We start from the raw sequence: 17,251 nt of genomic DNA, 5'->3' as shown, positions 1-17,251 counted from the left end.
CAAATCGTGACCTGGCTCGTTCGCACTGGCCAAGTCCCTGGCCATGAGCGATCGAGCTCGGAAGCGCCGGAGCACCCGCGAACGCTACCCTTGGGCTGACCAGGCCGCTCGTCCCGGCCTGACGGTGGAGGGGCAAGGAGGGACATGTTCGGCGCCGAGCGTCGCCAGCTGATCCTCGAGCTCGTCCGGGCCCAGGGTGCGGTGTCGATCCGTGACCTCGCCATGGCGGTCAACGCGTCCGAGGTCACGGTGCGGCGCGACGTCACCACCCTCGAGAGCCGAGGGCTGCTCGACCGCAGTCACGGCGGGGCGCTGCTGCCGGACGGGGAGCTCGGCGGGACGCTGCGGCAGAACCGCGAGCCGGGCGGCGCGCCGCAGCAGGACGGGGAGCGGGGCGAGACGCTCGTGCTCGGCGAGGCGGCCGGCCCCGCTCGCACGACGATGTTCGGCGCCGAACGCCGCCGTCTGATCTGCGAGTACGTGCGGGCCAACCGTGTCGTCTCGCTGCGCGACCTCGCCGCGGCCGTCAACGCGTCCGAGGTCACCGTCCGCCGCGACCTCGTCACGCTCGAGCGGCAGGGGCTGATCGAGCGTGCCCACGGCGGCGCGCAGCTGCCGGACGCCCTGATCATCGAGCCCTGGCCGACGGCGCCGCCCGACCCCGAGACGACCGCGAAGTCGGCCATCGCCGCGCTCGCCGCGACCCTGGTCGGCGACGCGACGGCCATCATGCTGGGAGCCGGCACCACGGTGTACGAGCTGGCCAGGAGGCTGGCGCCCCGCTCACCGCTGACGGTGCTGACCAACTCGATGCTCGTCGCGCGCGCGCTCGCGCGGACGCCCAACGTCGAGCTGGTGATGACCCGCGGCTCGCTGGACAACTCGACGCTTGCGCTGGTCGGCAGCGCCGCGGAGCACTGGATCGCAGGTCAGCGTGTCACCCGGGCCTTCGTCTCGGGCGGTGGACTGACCACGGAACGCGGGCTGTCCAGCACGCACCTCGCGGTGTCCGAGGTGGAGCGGGCGATCGTCGGCAGCGCCAAGGAGCTGGTGGTGCTGGCGGACCACACGAAGCTCGGCGTGGAGAGCACGTACCCCGTGGCTCCGGTGACCAGGATCGACCACCTGGTCACGGACACCTCCGGCGACACCTCGGTGCTCGAGTCGCTCTCGTCCCGCGGCGTGCACGTGCACGTCGCCCCGTCCGACCTGGCGGGCGCCACCGCCTGACCCCGGCACGACGGGCGCGGCCGACGACGCAGTGAGCCCTCCGAGCCGGCACGCCGCCTGACCGCTTCCGACCGGACGGGATCGGTGCGCGACCGTTCCGGCGGCAATCCGACTGGCGCACCGATCCCGTCCAGTACCGTGAGCCCGTGTTCGCGACGGAGCGGCGGCGCCGGATCCTCGAGCACGTGCGCCGTCACGGCACGGCCGACCTGCGCGAGCTGGCCCAGGCGGTCGACGCCTCCGAGGTCACGATCCGTCGGGACCTGCGCGCGCTCGAGCAGCAGGGGCTGATCGCCCGGCACCGCGGCGGCGCGGCGGCGCTGCAGGACCCCGCGGCGGGGAACCGGTCGACCGAGGGGTCCGACCCGGCCGCCCGGCCGGAGCAGGTGGCGATCGCGCGGCTCGCGGCCACCTTGGTGCAGGACGGAGACGCCGTGGCGATCGGCGCGGGGACCACCGCCCAGCAGCTGGCCGCGACCCTGGTCGAGGCCTCGGACCTCACGGTGGTGACCAACTCGTTGCTGGTCGGCGAGGTCCTCGGCCAGGCCCGCGGGGTGTCGGTGGTGATGACGGGTGGCTCGCTGCGCGGCGCGACGTACGGCCTGGTCGGCAGCGGTGCCGAGCAGTCGTTCGCCGACCTGCGCGTGCGCCGCGCGTTCCTCTCCGGCGACGGGCTGACCGCCGGCTGGGGGCTGTCCACCTCCGACCTCGCGGAGGCCGGTGTCGACCGGGCCGTCGCCGACGCGGCGCAGGAGGTGGTGGTGCTCGCCGACCACACGAAGCTCGGCACCGACGCGCCGTTCCAGAGCGTGCCGGTCGACCGCATCGCACACGTCGTCACGGACGACGGTGCCGACGCCGGCACGCTCGCCGCCCTGCGTGCGGTGGGCGTCCAGGTGCACGTCGCCGGCACCCGGGACGACGGGTGACCACCCTCAGGTCCACCACCGGGGAACGCCATCCGCGCGGGGGTCGCCTAGTGTGGGGCGCCAGCACGCCCGACGAGGGGAAGGAGGCGCCCACCGTGCCCGCCTCTGCCCCCGGACCGTCCTCGTCCGCCGTCCTGGAGGCGCGTGCCGTCACCAAGTCGTTCCCCGGCGTCACGGCGCTGCAGGACGTCGACCTGGTGCTGCGCCGCGGGGAGGTCCATGCGCTGGTGGGGGAGAACGGCGCCGGCAAGTCCACGCTGATCAAGGTGCTCACCGGTGTCTACCCGCCGGACGCGGGCCAGGTGCTCCACCGCGGCCGGCCGGCGACGTTCCGCAGCCCGGGCGCGGCGCAGGCGGCGGGCATCAGCACGATCTACCAGGAGGTGAACCTGGTCCCCACGCTCACCGCCGCGCGCAACCTGTTCCTGGGCCGCGAGCCTCGAACCCGCCTCGGCCTGATCGACTTCCGCGCCATGAACGGCCAGGCACGCGAGGTGCTGGAGCGCTACGGGGTCGATGTCGACGTCGAGGCGCCCCTCGGCTCGCTCGGTCTCGGCACCCAGCAGATGGTCGCCGTCGCGCGTGCCGTCGCGGCGCGTGCGGACGTGGTGATCATGGACGAGCCGACGTCGTCGCTCGAGGCCCGTGAGGTCGAGACGCTGTTCGCCGCGATCGACCGCCTGGCGTCCGAGGGTGTGGCCGTGCTCTACGTCAGCCACCGGCTCGACGAGCTGTACCGCATCTGCGACACCGTCACCGTCCTGCGGGACGGGCGGCTGGTGCACACCGGACCGCTCGGGGAGCTGCCCCGGCTCCAGCTGGTCGCGGCGATGCTCGGCCGTGAGCTGCTCGCCGAGACGCGCCGCCGTTCCGAGGTGGAGCCGAACGACGGGCTCGACGACGAGGTGCTGACGGAGCCGGTGCTCACGGTCGACGGGTTGACGCGGCGCGGCGTGCTGGACGGCGTCTCGTTCACGGTGCGTCCCGGCGAGATCGTCGGCCTCGGGGGTCTGCTGGGTGCCGGCCGCAGCGAGACCGGCATGGCCGTGCTCGGTGCACAGCGGATCGACTCGGGCACGGTCACGGTCGACGGTGAGCCCGTCCGCGCCGGCTCACCGGGGGCGTCCATCGCGGCCGGCGTCGCGCTGCTGCCGGAGGACCGCAAGCTCGAGGGGATCCTGCCCAACCTCTCGATCCGCGACAACATCATCCTCGGCGCCCTGCCGCGGCTGTCCCGAGCCGGCCTGATCTCGAACGGCCGGATCGACGCCATCGTTGACGGCTTCATGAAGCAGCTGAAGATCCAGGCGTCCGGCCCGGACCAGAAGGTCGGCACCCTGTCCGGCGGCAACCAGCAGAAGGTGCTGCTGGCGCGCCTGCTGTGCCTCGACCCGAAGGTGCTGATCCTCGACGAACCGACGCGCGGCATCGACGTCGGCGCCAAGATCGAGGTACGGGTGGCCATCGACGCGCTGGCGGCGGACGGTCTCGCGGTGCTGCTCATCTCGTCGGAGACCGAGGAGCTGATCGACGGGTCGGACCGCATCGTCGTGCTTCGCGAGGGCAAGGTGACCGACGTGCTGGGCGGGGACCGCCTGACGGAGGAGGACCTGATCCACGCCATCGCCGGAGAGAGCGGGGACCGCCCGCAGCCCGCGTGAACGGGCACGTCACAGGCGGGCGGAGCCGAGGGTGGAGCCAACGGGACTCGAACCCGTAACCCCCTGCTTGCAAAGCAGGTGCGCTACCAATTGCGCCATGGCCCCCGGGGAACCGGACCGGTCACGGTCCGGAGCGGCGGGTCACTCGAAGGTGTCGGTGACCTCGGCCCACAGGTCCCGCTCGTCGCGGTCCTGCACGTACCTCTGGTAGACGACGTAGCCGACGGCGGCAGCGGCGGCGAGGACCAGCAGCTTCTTCATCGGTACCTCCTCGAGTGGGCCTAACAGGACTTGAACCTGTGACCTCTTCCTTATCAGGGAAGCGCTCTAACCGTCTGAGCTATAGGCCCCGGGCGCGGTGACCGGGAGCCGGGCTGCGCGCGCCGGTCGAGACTACCCCAGCGACGCTTCCCGGCCCAAAACGCAAGGATGCTGCGGCTACTCGTCCGTCATCGTGACGTGCACGCCGCCCACCAGCGCCGCCACGATGTTGTACAGGAACGCGCCGATCGTGGACATCGCCGTCAGCAGGAACACGTCGATCACCGCGACGAGAGTCGCGCCGGAGATCACCTTGCGGAAGCTGATCACGTCGGTCACGTTGACGGCGCTCTCCGGGCCGACCACCTGCTTGACCAGGTCGTTGATGCTGGCGAACACGTGCAGGCCGTCGAGCGTCAGCCACACCACCGCGGTCGCGACCACCAGGATGATGCCGAGCGCGAAGGACAGCAGCAGCGACAGCTTCATCACCGACCACGGGTCCAGCCGGGAGATCGCCAGCCGGACCCGCCGAGGTGCGCCCGGTGCGGGCGCGCGGCCCGTCGCCGGGTGCGGCGGGGGCACCGGTGCCGGCCGCGCGGACGCGGCGGGAGCGGTCGGGTTGGCGGTCATGGGCTCTTCCTGGGGCCGAGGGCGTGTCAACGAAGCGTACGCGGCGCTCAGGCCCGCGCCAGCGGCACCCGCCGTCTTCTTCAGCCAGACGGTCGAACGGTCGACCGCCTCCAGCAGCGGCGACGGCGAGGGTTCCTCGTCGCGCGGACCCGTCGCGGCACCGGCCTCGGGAGCTGTGGCGCCCGCCTTCGGACCGGCGGCAGACGCGGCGGCGGCGCCGACCGCGGAAGCGCCGGCGGTGGCCCTCACGGGGCCGCCGTCCTGCGGGGACCGTGCCCCTGCTCCGTCAGCGGTGCTGGCGTCCGTCGCGGCCTGTCGCCGCTCGGGTGCGTCCGCTCGGGAGACCGGAGCGCTCGCCGCACCGTCGCCGTCCCTCACCGACGCGACGGACGCCGGGTCCTGGCCGATCGGCCCGGTGACCCGCGTGGTGCGCGGGTTGGTGCGGGACCCGCGCTTGCCGGCCGGGCGGGCGGTCTCGCCGCTGACCGGCCGCGTCACGGGCCGCGGCGTCCGGGTCGGAGGCACGCTCGCCGGCAGGCCACCGTCGGTCGTGCCGGGCACGACGGCCGACGCCCGCGGGCCGGTCTCGACGCGCATGGTGTCGTCGGCCGGTCCGCCCTGGCCTGGGACCCCGCCGACAGTCCGGACGTCGCCCTGACCTGCAGGGGACGGTCGCTTGCGCGGTGGGATCGAAGGCGGTGGGGCGTCGGTCATGCGTCCTCCGCGGGCTCACCGTCGGCCGGTGGCTGGGCGCCGTCCGACGCGGGTCCCGGGTTGGGTCCGATGGCCACGGCGGTGCTGTCCGGCAGGTCTGATCCGTCCGGTCCGCGGCCGTTGTCCGAACCCACGCTACCGGCATCCTCGCCGAGGTGTCGCTCGGTGTTCCGTGCGACGGCGATGATCCGGTCGCCGGAGTCGGGCTTCGCGAAGATCACGCCCTGCGTGCTGCGGCCGGTCGCGTTCACCTCCGACGTGGCCGAGCGGACGACCTTGCCGCGCTCCATGATCACCAGCACCTCGTCGTCGGCGTCCGTGACCAGGGCGCCGACCAGGTCGCCGTTGGCCTCCGGCAGGTTGGCCACCTTGATGCCCAGGCCTCCACGGCCCTGCTGCCGGTAGTTCTCGACCGTGAGCGCGGTCCGCTTGGCGATGCCGCCCTCGGTGACCGTGAACAGGTAGGCGTCCTCGCGCACGACGTCCATCGCCAGCAGCTCGTCGTCGCCCCGGAACTTCATGCCGGTGACGCCGCTCGTCGCCCGGCCCATCGGACGCAGCGCCTCGTCGGACGCCGTGAACCGCACCGACTGACCCTTGCGCGACACCAGGATCAGGTCCTGGTCGGCGTTCACCAGCCGCGCCGACACCAGCGCGTCCGGGTTCCCGTCCTCGTCCTCGCGCAGGTTGATGGCGATCACGCCGCCGGAGCGGTTCGAGTCGTACTCGGACAGCGCCGTCTTCTTCACCAGGCCGCGCTGCGTGGCCAGCACCAGGTACTCCGCCTGGCCGTAGTCGCGCAGGTCGAGCACCTGGGCGATGCGCTCGTCCGGCTGGAAGGCCAGGAGGTTGGCGACGTGCTGACCCTTGGCGTCGCGGCCGCCCTCCGGCAGCTCGTACGCCTTGGCCCGGTAGACGCGGCCGAGGTTGGTGAAGAACAGCAGCCAGTGGTGCGTCGTCGTGACGAAGAAGTGGTCGACGATGTCGTCCTCGCGCAGCTGCGCGCCGCGCACGCCCTTGCCGCCGCGGCGCTGCGCCCGATAGTTGTCGCTGCGCGTCCGCTTCGCGTAGCCGCCGCGGGTGATGGTGACCACCATCTCCTCCTCGGCGATGAGGTCCTCCACCGAGACCTCGCCGTCGAAGGGCAGGATGCGCGTGCGGCGCTCGTCGCCGTACTTCTCGACGATCTCACCGAGCTCGGTCGAGACGATGTCCCGCTGCCGCTGCGGCGACGCGAGGATCGAGTTGTACTCGGCGATCTTGGCCTCGAGCTCGGCGTACCGGTCGAGGATCTGCTGCCGCTCCAGGGCGGCCAGCTGACGCAGCTGCATCCGCAGGATCGCGGTCGCCTGCTCCTCGTCGATCTCGAGCAGCTCCATCAGGCCGTCACGGGCCGCCTCGGCGCTGGACGACGCCCTGATCAGGGCGATCACGGCGTCCATCTGGTCGAGGGCCTTGAGGTACCCGCGGTAGATGTGGATCTGGCGCTCGGCTTCCGCGAGCCGGTGCCGGGTGCGCCGGACGACGACGTCCAGCTGGTGCGTGGTCCAGTGCCGGATGAAGGCGTCGATGCTGAGCGTCCGGGGCACGCCGTCGACCAGCGCCAGCATGTTGGCGCCGAACGTGTCCTGCAGCTGGGTGTGCTTGTAGAGGTTGTTCAGCACCACCTTGGCGACGGCGTCGCGCTTGAGGACGATCACCAGGCGCTGGCCCGTCCGGCCGGAGGTCTCGTCGCGGATGTCGGCGATGCCGCCCACCCGGTTCTCGCGCACCAGCTCGGCGATCTTCTTCGCCAGCGAGTCGGGGTTCACCTGGTACGGCAGCTCGGTGACCACCAGGCACTGCCGGCCCTGGATCTCCTCGACCTCCACCACCGCGCGCATGGTGATCGAGCCGCGGCCGGTGCGGTACGCCTCCTCGATCGCCTTGTGGCCCAGGATCGTCGCGCCCGTGGGGAAGTCCGGGCCCTTGATCAGCCCGAGCAGCGCCGCGAGCAGCTCCTCACGCGTGGCGTCAGGATGGTCGAGGTGCCACTGCACGCCGGCCGCGACCTCGCGCAGGTTGTGCGGCGGGATGTTCGTCGCCATGCCGACGGCGATGCCGGCCGAGCCGTTGACCAGGAGGTTCGGGAAGCGGCTGGGCAGGACCAGGGGCTCCTGCGTGCGACCGTCGTAGTTGTCGCCGAAGTCGACGGCGTCCTCGTCGATGTCCCGCACCATCTCCATGGCGAGCGGGGCCATCTTGCACTCGGTGTACCGCGGGGCCGCGGCCGGGTCGTCACCCGGCGAGCCGAAGTTGCCCTGGCCGGCGACCAGCGGGTACCGCATCGACCAGTCCTGCACCAGGCGGACCAGTGCGTCGTAGATCGCGGTGTCGCCGTGCGGGTGGAACTTGCCCATCACGTCGCCGACCACGCGGCTGCACTTGGAGAACTGCCGGTCCGGGCGGTAGCCACCGTCGTACATCGCGTAGAGCACGCGGCGGTGGACGGGCTTCAGGCCGTCACGCACGTCCGGGAGCGCACGTCCGACGATGACCGCCATCGCGTAGTCCAGGTACGACCGCTGCATCTCCAGCTGCAGGTCGACCTGGTCGATGCGGCCGTGCTCGATCCCGTCGGGACCGGTTGTCTCGCTCATGATGCCCTTCGTCCGTCGTGCGGCTGCCGCGGTGCACGTCGGGGGCGCTCGCCCCCGACCGTCTGGCCGCCTAGATGTCGAGGAACCGCACGTCCTTGGCGTTGCGCTGGATGAACGAGCGCCGGGACTCGACGTCCTCGCCCATCAGCACGGTGAAGATCTCGTCGGCCGCAGCCGCCTCGTCGAGCGTGACCTGCAGCAACGTCCGGTGCTCGGGCGACATCGTGGTCTCCCACAGCTCCGAGTAGTCCATCTCGCCCAGACCCTTGTAGCGCTGGATCGCGTTCTCCTTGGGCAGGCGCTTGCCGCTCGCCTGACCGTCGGCGAGCATCACGTCCCGCTCCCGGTCGGAGTAGACGTAGTCGTGCTCGGCGTTGGTCCACTTGATCCGGTACAGGGGCGGCTGCGCCATGTACACGTGGCCCTGCTTGATCAGCTCGGGCATGTACCGGAACAGCAGCGTCAGCAGCAGGGTGCGGATGTGCTGGCCGTCCACGTCGGCATCCGCCATCAGCACGATCTTGTGGTACCGGAGCTTCGACAGGTCGAAGTCCTCGCCGATTCCGGTGCCGAACGCCGTGATCAGCGACTGAACCTCCTGGTTGCCGAGCGCCCGGTCCAGCCGTGCCCGCTCGACGTTGAGGATCTTGCCGCGGATCGGGAGGATCGCCTGCGTCCGCGGGTTGCGGCCGCGGACCGCCGAACCGCCGGCGGAGTCGCCCTCGACGATGAACACCTCGCACTCGGCGGGGTTGTTGCTCTGGCAGTCCTTGAGCTTGCCCGGCATCGAGTTCGACTCGAGCAGGCCCTTGCGGCGGGTCGCCTCGCGCGCCTTGCGGGCAGCCATGCGGGCGGCTGAGGCCTGGATCGACTTGCGGATGATGTCCCGCGCGTCGTTCGGGTGGGAGTCCAGCCAGTCGCCGAGGCGCTCGTTCACCACGCGCTGCACGAAGGTCTTCGCCTCGGTGTTGCCGAGCTTCGTCTTCGTCTGGCCCTCGAACTGCGGCTCGCCGAGCTTGACGGAGACGACGGCCGTCAGACCCTCACGGATGTCGTCGCCCGTGAGGTTGTCGTCCTTCTCCTTCAGCAGACCCTTGTCCCGCGCGTACCGGTTGATCAGGGAGGTCATCGCCGCACGGAACCCCTCCTCGTGCGTGCCGCCCTCGGTGGTGGAGATGGTGTTCGCGTAGGTGTGCACCGACTCGGAGTAGGCACCGGTCCACTGCATGGCGATCTCCACCGAGATGCGCCGCTCGGTGTCCTCCGCCTCGAAGTCGATCACCTCGGGGTGCACCACCTCGTACTTCTTCGCGGCGTTGAGGTGCTTGACGTAGTCGATCAGGCCGCCCTCGTACCGGTACGAGACGGTGTGCAGGTGGTCGGCGTCCTCGCCCGGGGTCGGCTCGGCGACCTCGTCCTCGGTGTCGCGGTGGTGGGCGCGCTCGTCCGTCAGCGAGATGCGCAGCCCCCTGTTGAGGAACGCCATCTGCTGGAAGCGGCTGCGCAGCGTCTCGAAGTCGTAGTCCGTCGTCTCGAAGATCTCGTCGTCCGCCCAGAACGTGACGGTGGTCCCGGTGCGGTCCGTCTCCTCGTCGCGGGACAGTGGCGCGGTGGGGACGCCGCGCAGGTACGACTGCCGCCACACGTACCCCTGGGTCCGGACCTCCACCTCGACCCGGGTCGACAGCGCGTTGACGACGGAGACGCCGACGCCGTGCAGACCGCCGGAGACCGCGTAACCGCCACCGCCGAACTTGCCGCCGGCGTGCAGCACCGTCAGCACGACCTCCACGGCCGGCTTGCCCTCGGACTCAACGATGCCGACGGGGATGCCGCGGCCGTCGTCGGCCACCCGGACACCGCCGTCCGGCAGGACCGTCACCTGGATGTCGGTGGCGTAGCCGGCCAGCGCCTCGTCGACGGAGTTGTCGACCACCTCGTACACCAGGTGGTGCAGCCCGCGCTCGCCGGTGGAGCCGATGTACATGCCGGGACGCTTGCGGACCGCCTCGAGACCCTCGAGGACGGTGATCGCGCTGGCGTCGTACCCCCCGTTCCCTTCCGGGTGCCGGGGGGCTGGGTCGTTCGTCGTGCCGTCCTGATCCTGCGGGGTGGTCTCGTCAGCCACGGGCGGCGCGTCTCCTCAAGGTTTCACACGCCGCGGAGCGCGCCGCCCGACGACGGACAGGGCGGATCAGTCCACGGTGTTGGAGTTCTCGTCTCAGGACCGGCACGGAACGCGCCAGAAAGACCCTCTCAGTCTACCCTCTGGACGCCTTCGAGCCCGGTCGCCGGCGCGGACGGGTGCCACGTGGGCCCGGCGCGGGTCCTGTGGGCGGGTCGGCGGGCGACCGCGGGTCAGCCCCAGGTGTCGCGTGCGCCCCGGCCCCGCACCGTGCGCGGGCCCCGGTTGAACGTCGGCGTGCTGGGACCGAGCACCCGGACCTCGAGCACGACGTCCTCGCCGAGCCGTGCGGCGAAGGCCCGGAGCAGCTCCTGCTCCATGCCCACCAGCTGGGTGCGCCAGGACGTCGACGACGCCTGCGCGACGAGCAGCCCGGCCTCGAACGACACGAACCGCAGGTTCTCGGCGACCATCGGCCCGACCAGCTCGGCCCACCGGTTCTGCAGCTGACCGGCGACCAGCCCGCCCTGCCAGCCGTGCTCGTTGACCAGCCGGCCGACGATGCGGCCGAGCGGCTGGGGGTCACGGCCGTCCGGGCCGGCGGCGGTGGGCGGTGCGATCAACGGGGCACGAGACCGCTGACCTGGGCGGACACCGCGGGAGCGAGCGGCCTGGACGGCCCGGGCCAGCGCGCGACGGGCGACCTCGGCCGGAGGGGTCGGCGTCCAGGTCGCGGGTGCGTCGAGTGCCGTGTCGGACGGTGCGGATGCCGTAGGCCGCGGCTCGCCGGCGGCCGGTCGGCGTCGGCCGGTCGCCTGGGACGGTGCCACCGTCCGGCGCCGTGGGGACGGACCGTCCCGGTCAGACGTGTCAGAGGACACGGGCGACCTCGCCACCCATCACGTCGACCCGCCCCCCGGACAGCGCCTCGGGCACGTCGCCGGGGACCGCGGCGGTGATCAGCACCTGACCGGCGGGGGCGACGAGCTGCGCGAGACGGTCACGGCGGCGCGCGTCGAGCTCGGCGAACACGTCGTCCAGCACCAGCACCGGGTCGCCGTCCGGACCCCAGTCCGCCGACCAGCCCTCGTCGTCGTGGATGCCCGTGCGCAGCAACGAGGCCGACCCCAGCCGCAGGGCGAGCGCGAACGACCACGACTCGCCGTGGCTCGCGTAGCCCTTGGCCGGCAGCTCGCCGAGGGTCAGCACCAGCTCGTCGCGGTGCGGTCCGACCAGGCTGACGCCGCGCTCGATCTCCTTGCTGCGCAGCCGGCCCATCGCCTCGAGCAGCTGCGCCTCGACGAGGTGCGCCTGCGCCGGCTGGCCGGACTGCTGCCCGTCGGCTCCGCTCGGGTCTGCGGTCTCCGCCGAGGACCGGTCCGGGGCGCCGGACGACGCGAGGCTCTGCAGCGACGAGCGGTAGACGATCCGCGCGGCACCCTGTCCCGCGCTGACCTGCTCGTACGCCGCCGCGACCGGGCCGGCGAGGGCGGCCACCAGCCGCCGGCGCGCCACCGTGATCCGTGCGCCCGTCTCGGCGAGCTTCCCGTCCCACACGTCCAGCGTCCGCAGGTCGGCCCCGCGGGACGAGCGCAGCGCGGCACCGGCGGACTTCAGCAGCGCGGACCGTTGCCGCAGCACCCGCTCGTACTCCGCGACCACCGCCGCCATCCGGGGGCTCAGCTGGACCAGCAGCTCGTCGAGGAACCGGCGGCGACCGTCGGGGTCGCCCTTGACCAGCGACAGGTCCTCCGGGGCGAACTGAACGGTGCGCAGGATGCCGAGCACGTCCCGTGCCCGGACCGGCGAGCCGCCGTTGACCCGTGCGCGGTTCGCGCGACCGGGAGTGATCTCGAGCTCGACGGTGGTGGCCCGGCCGTCGCGTACCACGCGCGTCCGCACCACGGCGCGCTGTGCGCCGGACCGGACGAGTGCGGCATCCGTCGGCACCCGGTGGCTGGACAGCGTCGCGACGTAGCCGATCGCCTCGACCAGGTTCGTCTTGCCCTGACCGTTGGGCCCGACCAGCGCCGTCACACCGGGCTCGAGCGGCAGCTCGACGGTGGCGTAGGAGCGGAAGTCGGTCAGCGACAGGTGCGAGACGAACACTCAGGCCTCGGACGAGGGCGGTGCCGTCGGCGTGACGGTGTCGGCACCGGCGGCGCGGACGGCGTGGCCGCCGAACTGCTGGCGCAGGGCGGCGACGGCCTTGAGCGCCGGCGACTCCTCCTGCCGCGAGGCGAACCGTGCGAACAGCGACGCGGCGATCACGGGGGCCGGCACAGCGAGCTCGATCGCCTCGTCGACGGTCCACCGGCCCTCACCGGAGTCCTCGACCCAGTCGTCGATCTGCGCGAGCCCCGGGTCCTGCTCCAGTGCCTGCACCAGCAGGTCGAGCAGCCAGGACCGCACGACGGTGCCGCGGGTCCAGGCCTTGACGGTGCCGTGCACGTCCGTGACCAGGTCCTTCGCCGCGAGCAGCTCGTACCCCTCGGCGTACGCCTGCATCAGGCCGTACTCGACGCCGTTGTGCACCATCTTCGAGAAGTGCCCCGCGCCCACCGCACCGGCGTGCACGAAGCTCTCGGCGCGCGGGCCCTCGGGTCGCAGGGCGTCGAACACGGGCATCGCGCGGGCGACGAGCTCGGGGTCGCCACCAACCATCAGGCCGTAGCCGTTCTCGAGTCCCCACACACCACCGGAGACGCCGGCGTCGAGGAACCCGATGCCGCGTTCGGCGAGCAGGTCGGCGTGCGGCTTGTCGTCCTGGTAGTACGAGTTGCCGCCGTCGATGACGGCGTCGCCCTCGGTCAGCAGGTCGGCGAGCTGGTGCACCACCGCGTCGGTGATCGGCCCGCTCGGCACCATCACCCAGACGAGCCGCTCGCCGGCCGGCAGCGCCTGGACCAGCGCCTCCAGCGACGGGACGTCGCTGACGTCCTGGTTGCGGTCGTACCCCGTGACCTCCACGCCGCCGCGCCGCAGGCGCTCGCGCATGTTGGCACCCATCTTGCCCAGACCCACCAACCCGATATGCATGGGCCCCACTGTGCCCTACGCGCGGTGCAGGTGCAGACGCCGGTCAGCCGGCGAAGCGGATCGGGACCAGCAGGTAGCGGTAGGCCTGGGAGTCCTCGCCGTTCAGCTCCGCCTGCCCGGTGAACTCGACCGGCTTGTTCGGGTGCGTGAACGACAGCCGGACGAACGGGGAGTCCAGCGCGCCCAGGCCGTCGAGCAGGAACTGCGGGTTGAACGCCACCGAGATCGGCTCGCCCACCAGCACCGCCTCGAGCGCCTCGGACGCCTGCGCGTCGTCGCCCTGACCTGCCTCGAGCACCACCTGACCGTCGGTGAAGCTCAGCCGGATCGGGGTGTTGCGCTCGGCGACCAGCGCGACGCGCTTCGCGGCCTCGGTCAGCGCCGGCTTGTCGATGACGGCGTGGATCGGCGTCTCGTCCGGGAACAGTCGGCGGACGGCGGGGTAGTCGCCGTCCACCAGCAGGGAGGTGCTGTGCCGGCCACCCGCCTCGAAGCCGATCAGGTCGACGCCACCGCCTGTCGAGAGCGCAACGGTGACGGATCCGGACCCACCGAGGGACTTCGCGGCGTCGGACAGGGTGCGGGCCCGGACCAGGGCGACGCTCGAGTACCCCGGCGACGCCGGCTTCCACGACAGCTCGCGCAGCGCGAGGCGGTAGCGGTCGGTCGCGAGCAGCGTGACCTTCTCCCCGTCGATCTCCATGCGCACGCCCGTGAGCAGCGGCAACGTGTCGTCACGGCTCGCCGCGACGGACACCTGGGCGACGGCGTGGGTCAGCTCCTCGCCGTCGACGACACCGGCGACGGGGGGCATCGCGGGCAGCGTCGGGTAGTCCTCGACCGGCATCGTGAGCAGGGTGAAGCGGCTCGCACCGCACGTGACCTGCACCTTCGTGCCATCGAGCACGACGTCGACCGGCTTGGCCGGCAGCGCGCGGGAGATCTCGGCGAGCAGCCGGCCGGAGACCAGCACCGTGCCCGGCTCGGTGACGTCGGCGGGGATCTGGGAGCGCGCCGACACCTCGTAGTCGAAGCTCGACAGCTGCAGCGTGCCGGTGGTGTCCGCCTCGATGCGAACCCCGGCGAGGACCGGGACCGGAGGGCGGGTCGGCAGGCTCCGCGCGGTCCACGTCACCGCGTCCGCCAGGACGTCACGGTCGACCCGGAACCTCATGCGCCACTCCTCGTCGTCGGACCTCGTACCACCCTGTGCGCGGTGGGCCCGCGACCATGCCGGTGCATCGGTCGGGGTGGGGCACGGGTTGAGCGGAACACTACGCGACGGCCGTCGGCCCGACAGGAGGCGCCCCGGTCCCGACGGAGGGACGCCGGGGGTGTGGGCGGCTCGGCCGGCGGGGGCCGTTCAAGGGCGGGTCGGCAGGTGTCGGTGCGGTGCGTGTCAGACGTTGGTGTGCACCGGATCTGGATGACAAGAAGTGTCGTCATCGTCATCGCACCTGTGGGCGATGTGGACGAAGTGGTTCCGTCGCAGGTCGGATGCCACGTCGGCGTGTGGACGCCACCTGTGGGTGACCGGTGCGCGGCGGGGACGCCGGTGGACGTGTGATTCGTCGTCCACGTCGACGCACAGCCGTGTCTGATTCGGTCCACATGATTCGGCAGCTCATCCACCGTCATCCACAGCTGTGTACACAGGTGTTGACGATTCGTCCCATGCAAGTTTCAGGGAGTGGATGAAGGTTGTCGGGCCGGGTCCGCGGCGCGCCCCGTCGGGCGACTGCTCGCACCCGGGGAGCCTGTACGAAAGTCGCGCAGTGTGGGAAGGAGGGAACGTCTTCGCAGGTCAGCGCAGTGTTGGGGTCCGGTCGGCGTGATCACGCTCGGCGGGGGGCGAGGCTTCCCTGCGGCCCTCGAGGGTTATCCCCAGCCTGGGCTCAACCCTGTGGACAACGGAGGGGACGATCGTCCCGTCAGCCCCGGTTCTGCTGCTTGATGCGGTTGGTGAGCTCGGTCACCTGGTTGTAGATCGACCGGCGCTCAGCCATCAGCTCGCGGATCTTGCGGTTGGCGTGCATGACTGTCGTGTGGTCGCGGCCGCCGAACGCCTGGCCGATCTTCGGCAGGGAGAGGTCGGTCAGCTCGCGGCAGAGGTACATCGCGATCTGCCGCGCGGTGACGAGCACACGGGAGCGGCTGGAGCCGCAGATGTCCTCGATGGTCAGCCCGAAGTAGGCGGCCGTCTGGCCGATCACCGCGGTGGCGGTGATCTCCGCGGAGTCGTCGTCCGTGATCAGGTCCTTGAGGACGATCTCCGCGACGGTGAGGTCGACGGGCTGACGGTTCAGGTTGGCGAACGCCGTGACGCGGATGAGTGCGCCCTCGAGCTCACGGATGTTGCTGGAGATCTTCGAGGCGATGTACTCGAGCACGTCGTCGGGCGCGAGGAGGCGCTCCGACCCGGCCTTCTTGCGGAGGATCGCGATGCGCGTCTCGAGGTCCGGGGGCTGGACGTCGGTGATCAGGCCCCACTCGAAGCGGGACCGCATGCGGTCCTCGAAGCCGTTGAGCTGCTTCGGCGGCAGGTCGGAGGTCAGCACCACCTGCTTGTTCGCGTTGTGCAGGGTGTTGAACGTGTGGAAGAACTCCTCCATCGTCTGTTCCTTGCCCTGCAGGAACTGGATGTCGTCGACGAGGAGCACGTCGACTTCCCGGTAGCGGCGCTGGAAGGCGCCCGCCTTGCCCTCGGAGATCGAGTTGATGAAGTCGTTGGTGAACTCCTCCGAGTTCACGTAGCGCACCCGGATCGCCGGGTAGAGGTTCTGCGCGTAGTGACCGATGGCGTGCAGCAGGTGCGTCTTGCCCAGGCCCGAGCCGCCGTAGATGAACAGCGGGTTGTAGGCCTTGGCCGGCGCCTCGGCGACTGCGACGGCGGCGGCGTGCGCGAACCGGTTGGACGACCCGATGACGAAGGTCTCGAACAGGTACTTCGGGTTCAGCCGCGCGTGCTCTACCGGCGGTCGGCGGTGCGCCGCCGAGGGCAGGTCGTCCGACGAGGGCGTCGGGGTCGGCGGTACGACGGTCAGCGGTGGCCGCGCGGCGCCGTCGGGACCGAGCGCATCCGGCGTGAGGGAGGTGGTGGTGCCCACCCCCGTCACCGCACCGACGGAGGTGAGCCCGTCGCCGGAGCCCGAGGCGCTCTGCTCCACGGACGGGTCGACCGTGATGGCGAACCGTGCCTCGCGCTGGAGGGACTCGCGGAGGGCGTCGGTCACCTCGGACCGCACCCGGGTCTCGAGATACTCCTTGGTCAGCTCGTTGCCGACAGCGAGGAGGAGGGTGCCGTCGACCAGGGCGAGCGGACGGGCGAGGCGGACGAACGCGAGCTGACGGGGCGTGATGTCGGGGCTCTGCTCGAGGTTCGCGACCACGTGACCCCACACTGCGGCCAGCTCGTCGTCCTGTGTCACGTCCCGCCCTCGTACTCGATCGCCAAGGTCGCCGAGTCTGGCACGCGCGCCACCGTCCACACGGTTGTCCACACCTGTGTGCGAAGCGCAGAGGGGTGCCGCGAGGGGTGCGTGGGGCGATGACGGCGGCTCGTTCGACCGCGCGACGACGACAGATGCTAAACCGTTCGCCGGTGTCGCGGGAGTGTCTGAAAGGGTGAGGTCGGTGAGTCGTCGGTGTGTCGACTGGACACGACCAGGCCCGAGCCTCCGGGCACCCCGGCCCATTTGACCCTTCTCCGGGCTCCGGCGTACCGTGGTCCAGCCTTCTGAAGGCTCCTGCTGGCGCGCCCAGACGCCATCGCGCACCAGTGGCGCGACACCAGGGAGCCGTCCAGCCCGGCACCGGACCTGCACCACCACCTGGTGCGCGTGGCACGCGCGCCGAATGCCCTTTGGAGACCGACGTGACCAAGCGCACCTTCCAGCCGAACAACCGGCGTCGTGCGAAGACCCACGGCTTCCGCCTGCGGATGCGTACCCGCGCCGGGCGCGCCATCCTCTCCGCACGGCGCCGCAAGGGCCGCGCGGAGCTGTCCGCCTGACAGCTGCG

At 71.6% G+C, this 17,251-nt stretch carries 13 protein-coding genes and 2 tRNA genes; 4 read left to right on the top strand and 11 right to left on the bottom strand.

Annotation, left to right across the window (positions count from 1 at the left end):
* Positions 1-144: 144 nt before the first annotated feature.
* The 3 genes from N0B34_RS08835 (at position 145) to N0B34_RS08825 (ending at position 3,820) form a co-directional block, all read left to right on the top strand.
* Positions 145-1,230, top strand: coding sequence for a DeoR family transcriptional regulator (locus N0B34_RS08835; protein WP_263731005.1), 1,086 nt, complete (start codon positions 145-147; stop codon positions 1,228-1,230).
* Positions 1,231-1,376: 146 nt separating this feature from the next.
* Entirely contained in the window at positions 1,377-2,159 is a 783-nt protein-coding gene (locus N0B34_RS08830; RefSeq protein WP_263731004.1) for a DeoR/GlpR family DNA-binding transcription regulator, read from the top strand.
* A 95-nt stretch (positions 2,160-2,254) separates the two neighbouring features.
* Positions 2,255-3,820, top strand: a complete 1,566-nt coding sequence (locus N0B34_RS08825) for a sugar ABC transporter ATP-binding protein (RefSeq protein WP_263731003.1) — start codon at positions 2,255-2,257, stop codon at positions 3,818-3,820.
* Positions 3,821-3,852: 32 nt separating this feature from the next.
* Here N0B34_RS08825 and N0B34_RS08820 read toward each other — a convergent pair.
* The 11 genes from N0B34_RS08820 to dnaA all read right to left on the bottom strand — a co-directional run bounded on the left by N0B34_RS08820 (position 3,853) and on the right by dnaA (position 16,659).
* Positions 3,853-3,925: transfer RNA gene (locus N0B34_RS08820), tRNA-Ala, on the bottom strand.
* A 36-nt stretch (positions 3,926-3,961) separates the two neighbouring features.
* A complete protein-coding gene (locus tag N0B34_RS08815) occupies positions 3,962-4,081 on the bottom strand; it encodes a DLW-39 family protein (RefSeq protein ID WP_263731002.1) in 120 nt (39 codons plus the stop codon).
* 15 nt (positions 4,082-4,096) lie between these two features.
* A tRNA-Ile gene (locus tag N0B34_RS08810) sits at positions 4,097-4,170 on the bottom strand.
* Between the two features lie 88 nt (positions 4,171-4,258).
* The gene (locus N0B34_RS08805) at positions 4,259-4,714 is read right to left on the bottom strand and encodes a DUF3566 domain-containing protein (RefSeq protein ID WP_263731001.1); all 456 of its coding nucleotides are present in this window, start codon (positions 4,712-4,714) and stop codon (positions 4,259-4,261) included.
* Positions 4,715-5,424: 710 nt separating this feature from the next.
* The gene (gene gyrA, locus N0B34_RS08800) at positions 5,425-8,067 is read right to left on the bottom strand and encodes a DNA gyrase subunit A (RefSeq protein WP_263731000.1); all 2,643 of its coding nucleotides are present in this window, start codon (positions 8,065-8,067) and stop codon (positions 5,425-5,427) included.
* Between the two features lie 70 nt (positions 8,068-8,137).
* Positions 8,138-10,195 carry a DNA topoisomerase (ATP-hydrolyzing) subunit B gene (gyrB, locus tag N0B34_RS08795; protein ID WP_263730999.1) on the bottom strand — a complete coding sequence of 686 codons (2,058 nt, stop codon included), beginning with the start codon at positions 10,193-10,195 and terminating at the stop codon, positions 8,138-8,140.
* A 230-nt stretch (positions 10,196-10,425) separates the two neighbouring features.
* Positions 10,426-10,815 carry a DUF721 domain-containing protein gene (locus N0B34_RS08790; protein WP_263730998.1) on the bottom strand — a complete coding sequence of 130 codons (390 nt, stop codon included), beginning with the start codon at positions 10,813-10,815 and terminating at the stop codon, positions 10,426-10,428.
* A 247-nt stretch (positions 10,816-11,062) separates the two neighbouring features.
* On the bottom strand, positions 11,063-12,301 hold the full coding sequence (gene recF / locus N0B34_RS08785; RefSeq protein WP_263730997.1) for a DNA replication/repair protein RecF: 1,239 nt from the start codon (positions 12,299-12,301) through the stop codon (positions 11,063-11,065).
* Positions 12,302-13,231: a phosphogluconate dehydrogenase (NAD(+)-dependent, decarboxylating) gene (gene gnd, locus N0B34_RS08780; protein ID WP_263730996.1), complete on the bottom strand. Its 930-nt coding sequence runs from the start codon at positions 13,229-13,231 to the stop codon at positions 12,302-12,304.
* A 43-nt stretch (positions 13,232-13,274) separates the two neighbouring features.
* Positions 13,275-14,405 (bottom strand): DNA polymerase III subunit beta, encoded by a 1,131-nt coding sequence (gene dnaN, locus N0B34_RS08775; RefSeq protein ID WP_263730995.1) that lies wholly within the window; start codon positions 14,403-14,405, stop codon positions 13,275-13,277.
* Between the two features lie 757 nt (positions 14,406-15,162).
* A complete protein-coding gene (gene dnaA, locus N0B34_RS08770; RefSeq protein WP_263730994.1) occupies positions 15,163-16,659 on the bottom strand; it encodes a chromosomal replication initiator protein DnaA in 1,497 nt (498 codons plus the stop codon).
* Between the two features lie 446 nt (positions 16,660-17,105).
* Here dnaA and rpmH point away from each other — a divergent pair, with 446 nt between their 5' ends.
* Complete coding sequence (gene rpmH / locus N0B34_RS08765) at positions 17,106-17,243, top strand: 50S ribosomal protein L34 (RefSeq protein WP_263730993.1); 138 nt, start codon at positions 17,106-17,108, stop codon at positions 17,241-17,243.
* Positions 17,244-17,251 lie beyond the last annotated feature (8 nt).

This window comes from Cellulomonas sp. SG140 (assembly GCF_025770785.1).
Taxonomy (GTDB): Bacteria; Actinomycetota; Actinomycetes; order Actinomycetales; family Cellulomonadaceae; genus Cellulomonas.
The sequence above is the reverse complement of the archived record's forward strand: the minus strand, read 5'-3'. Positions and strand labels throughout refer to the sequence as shown.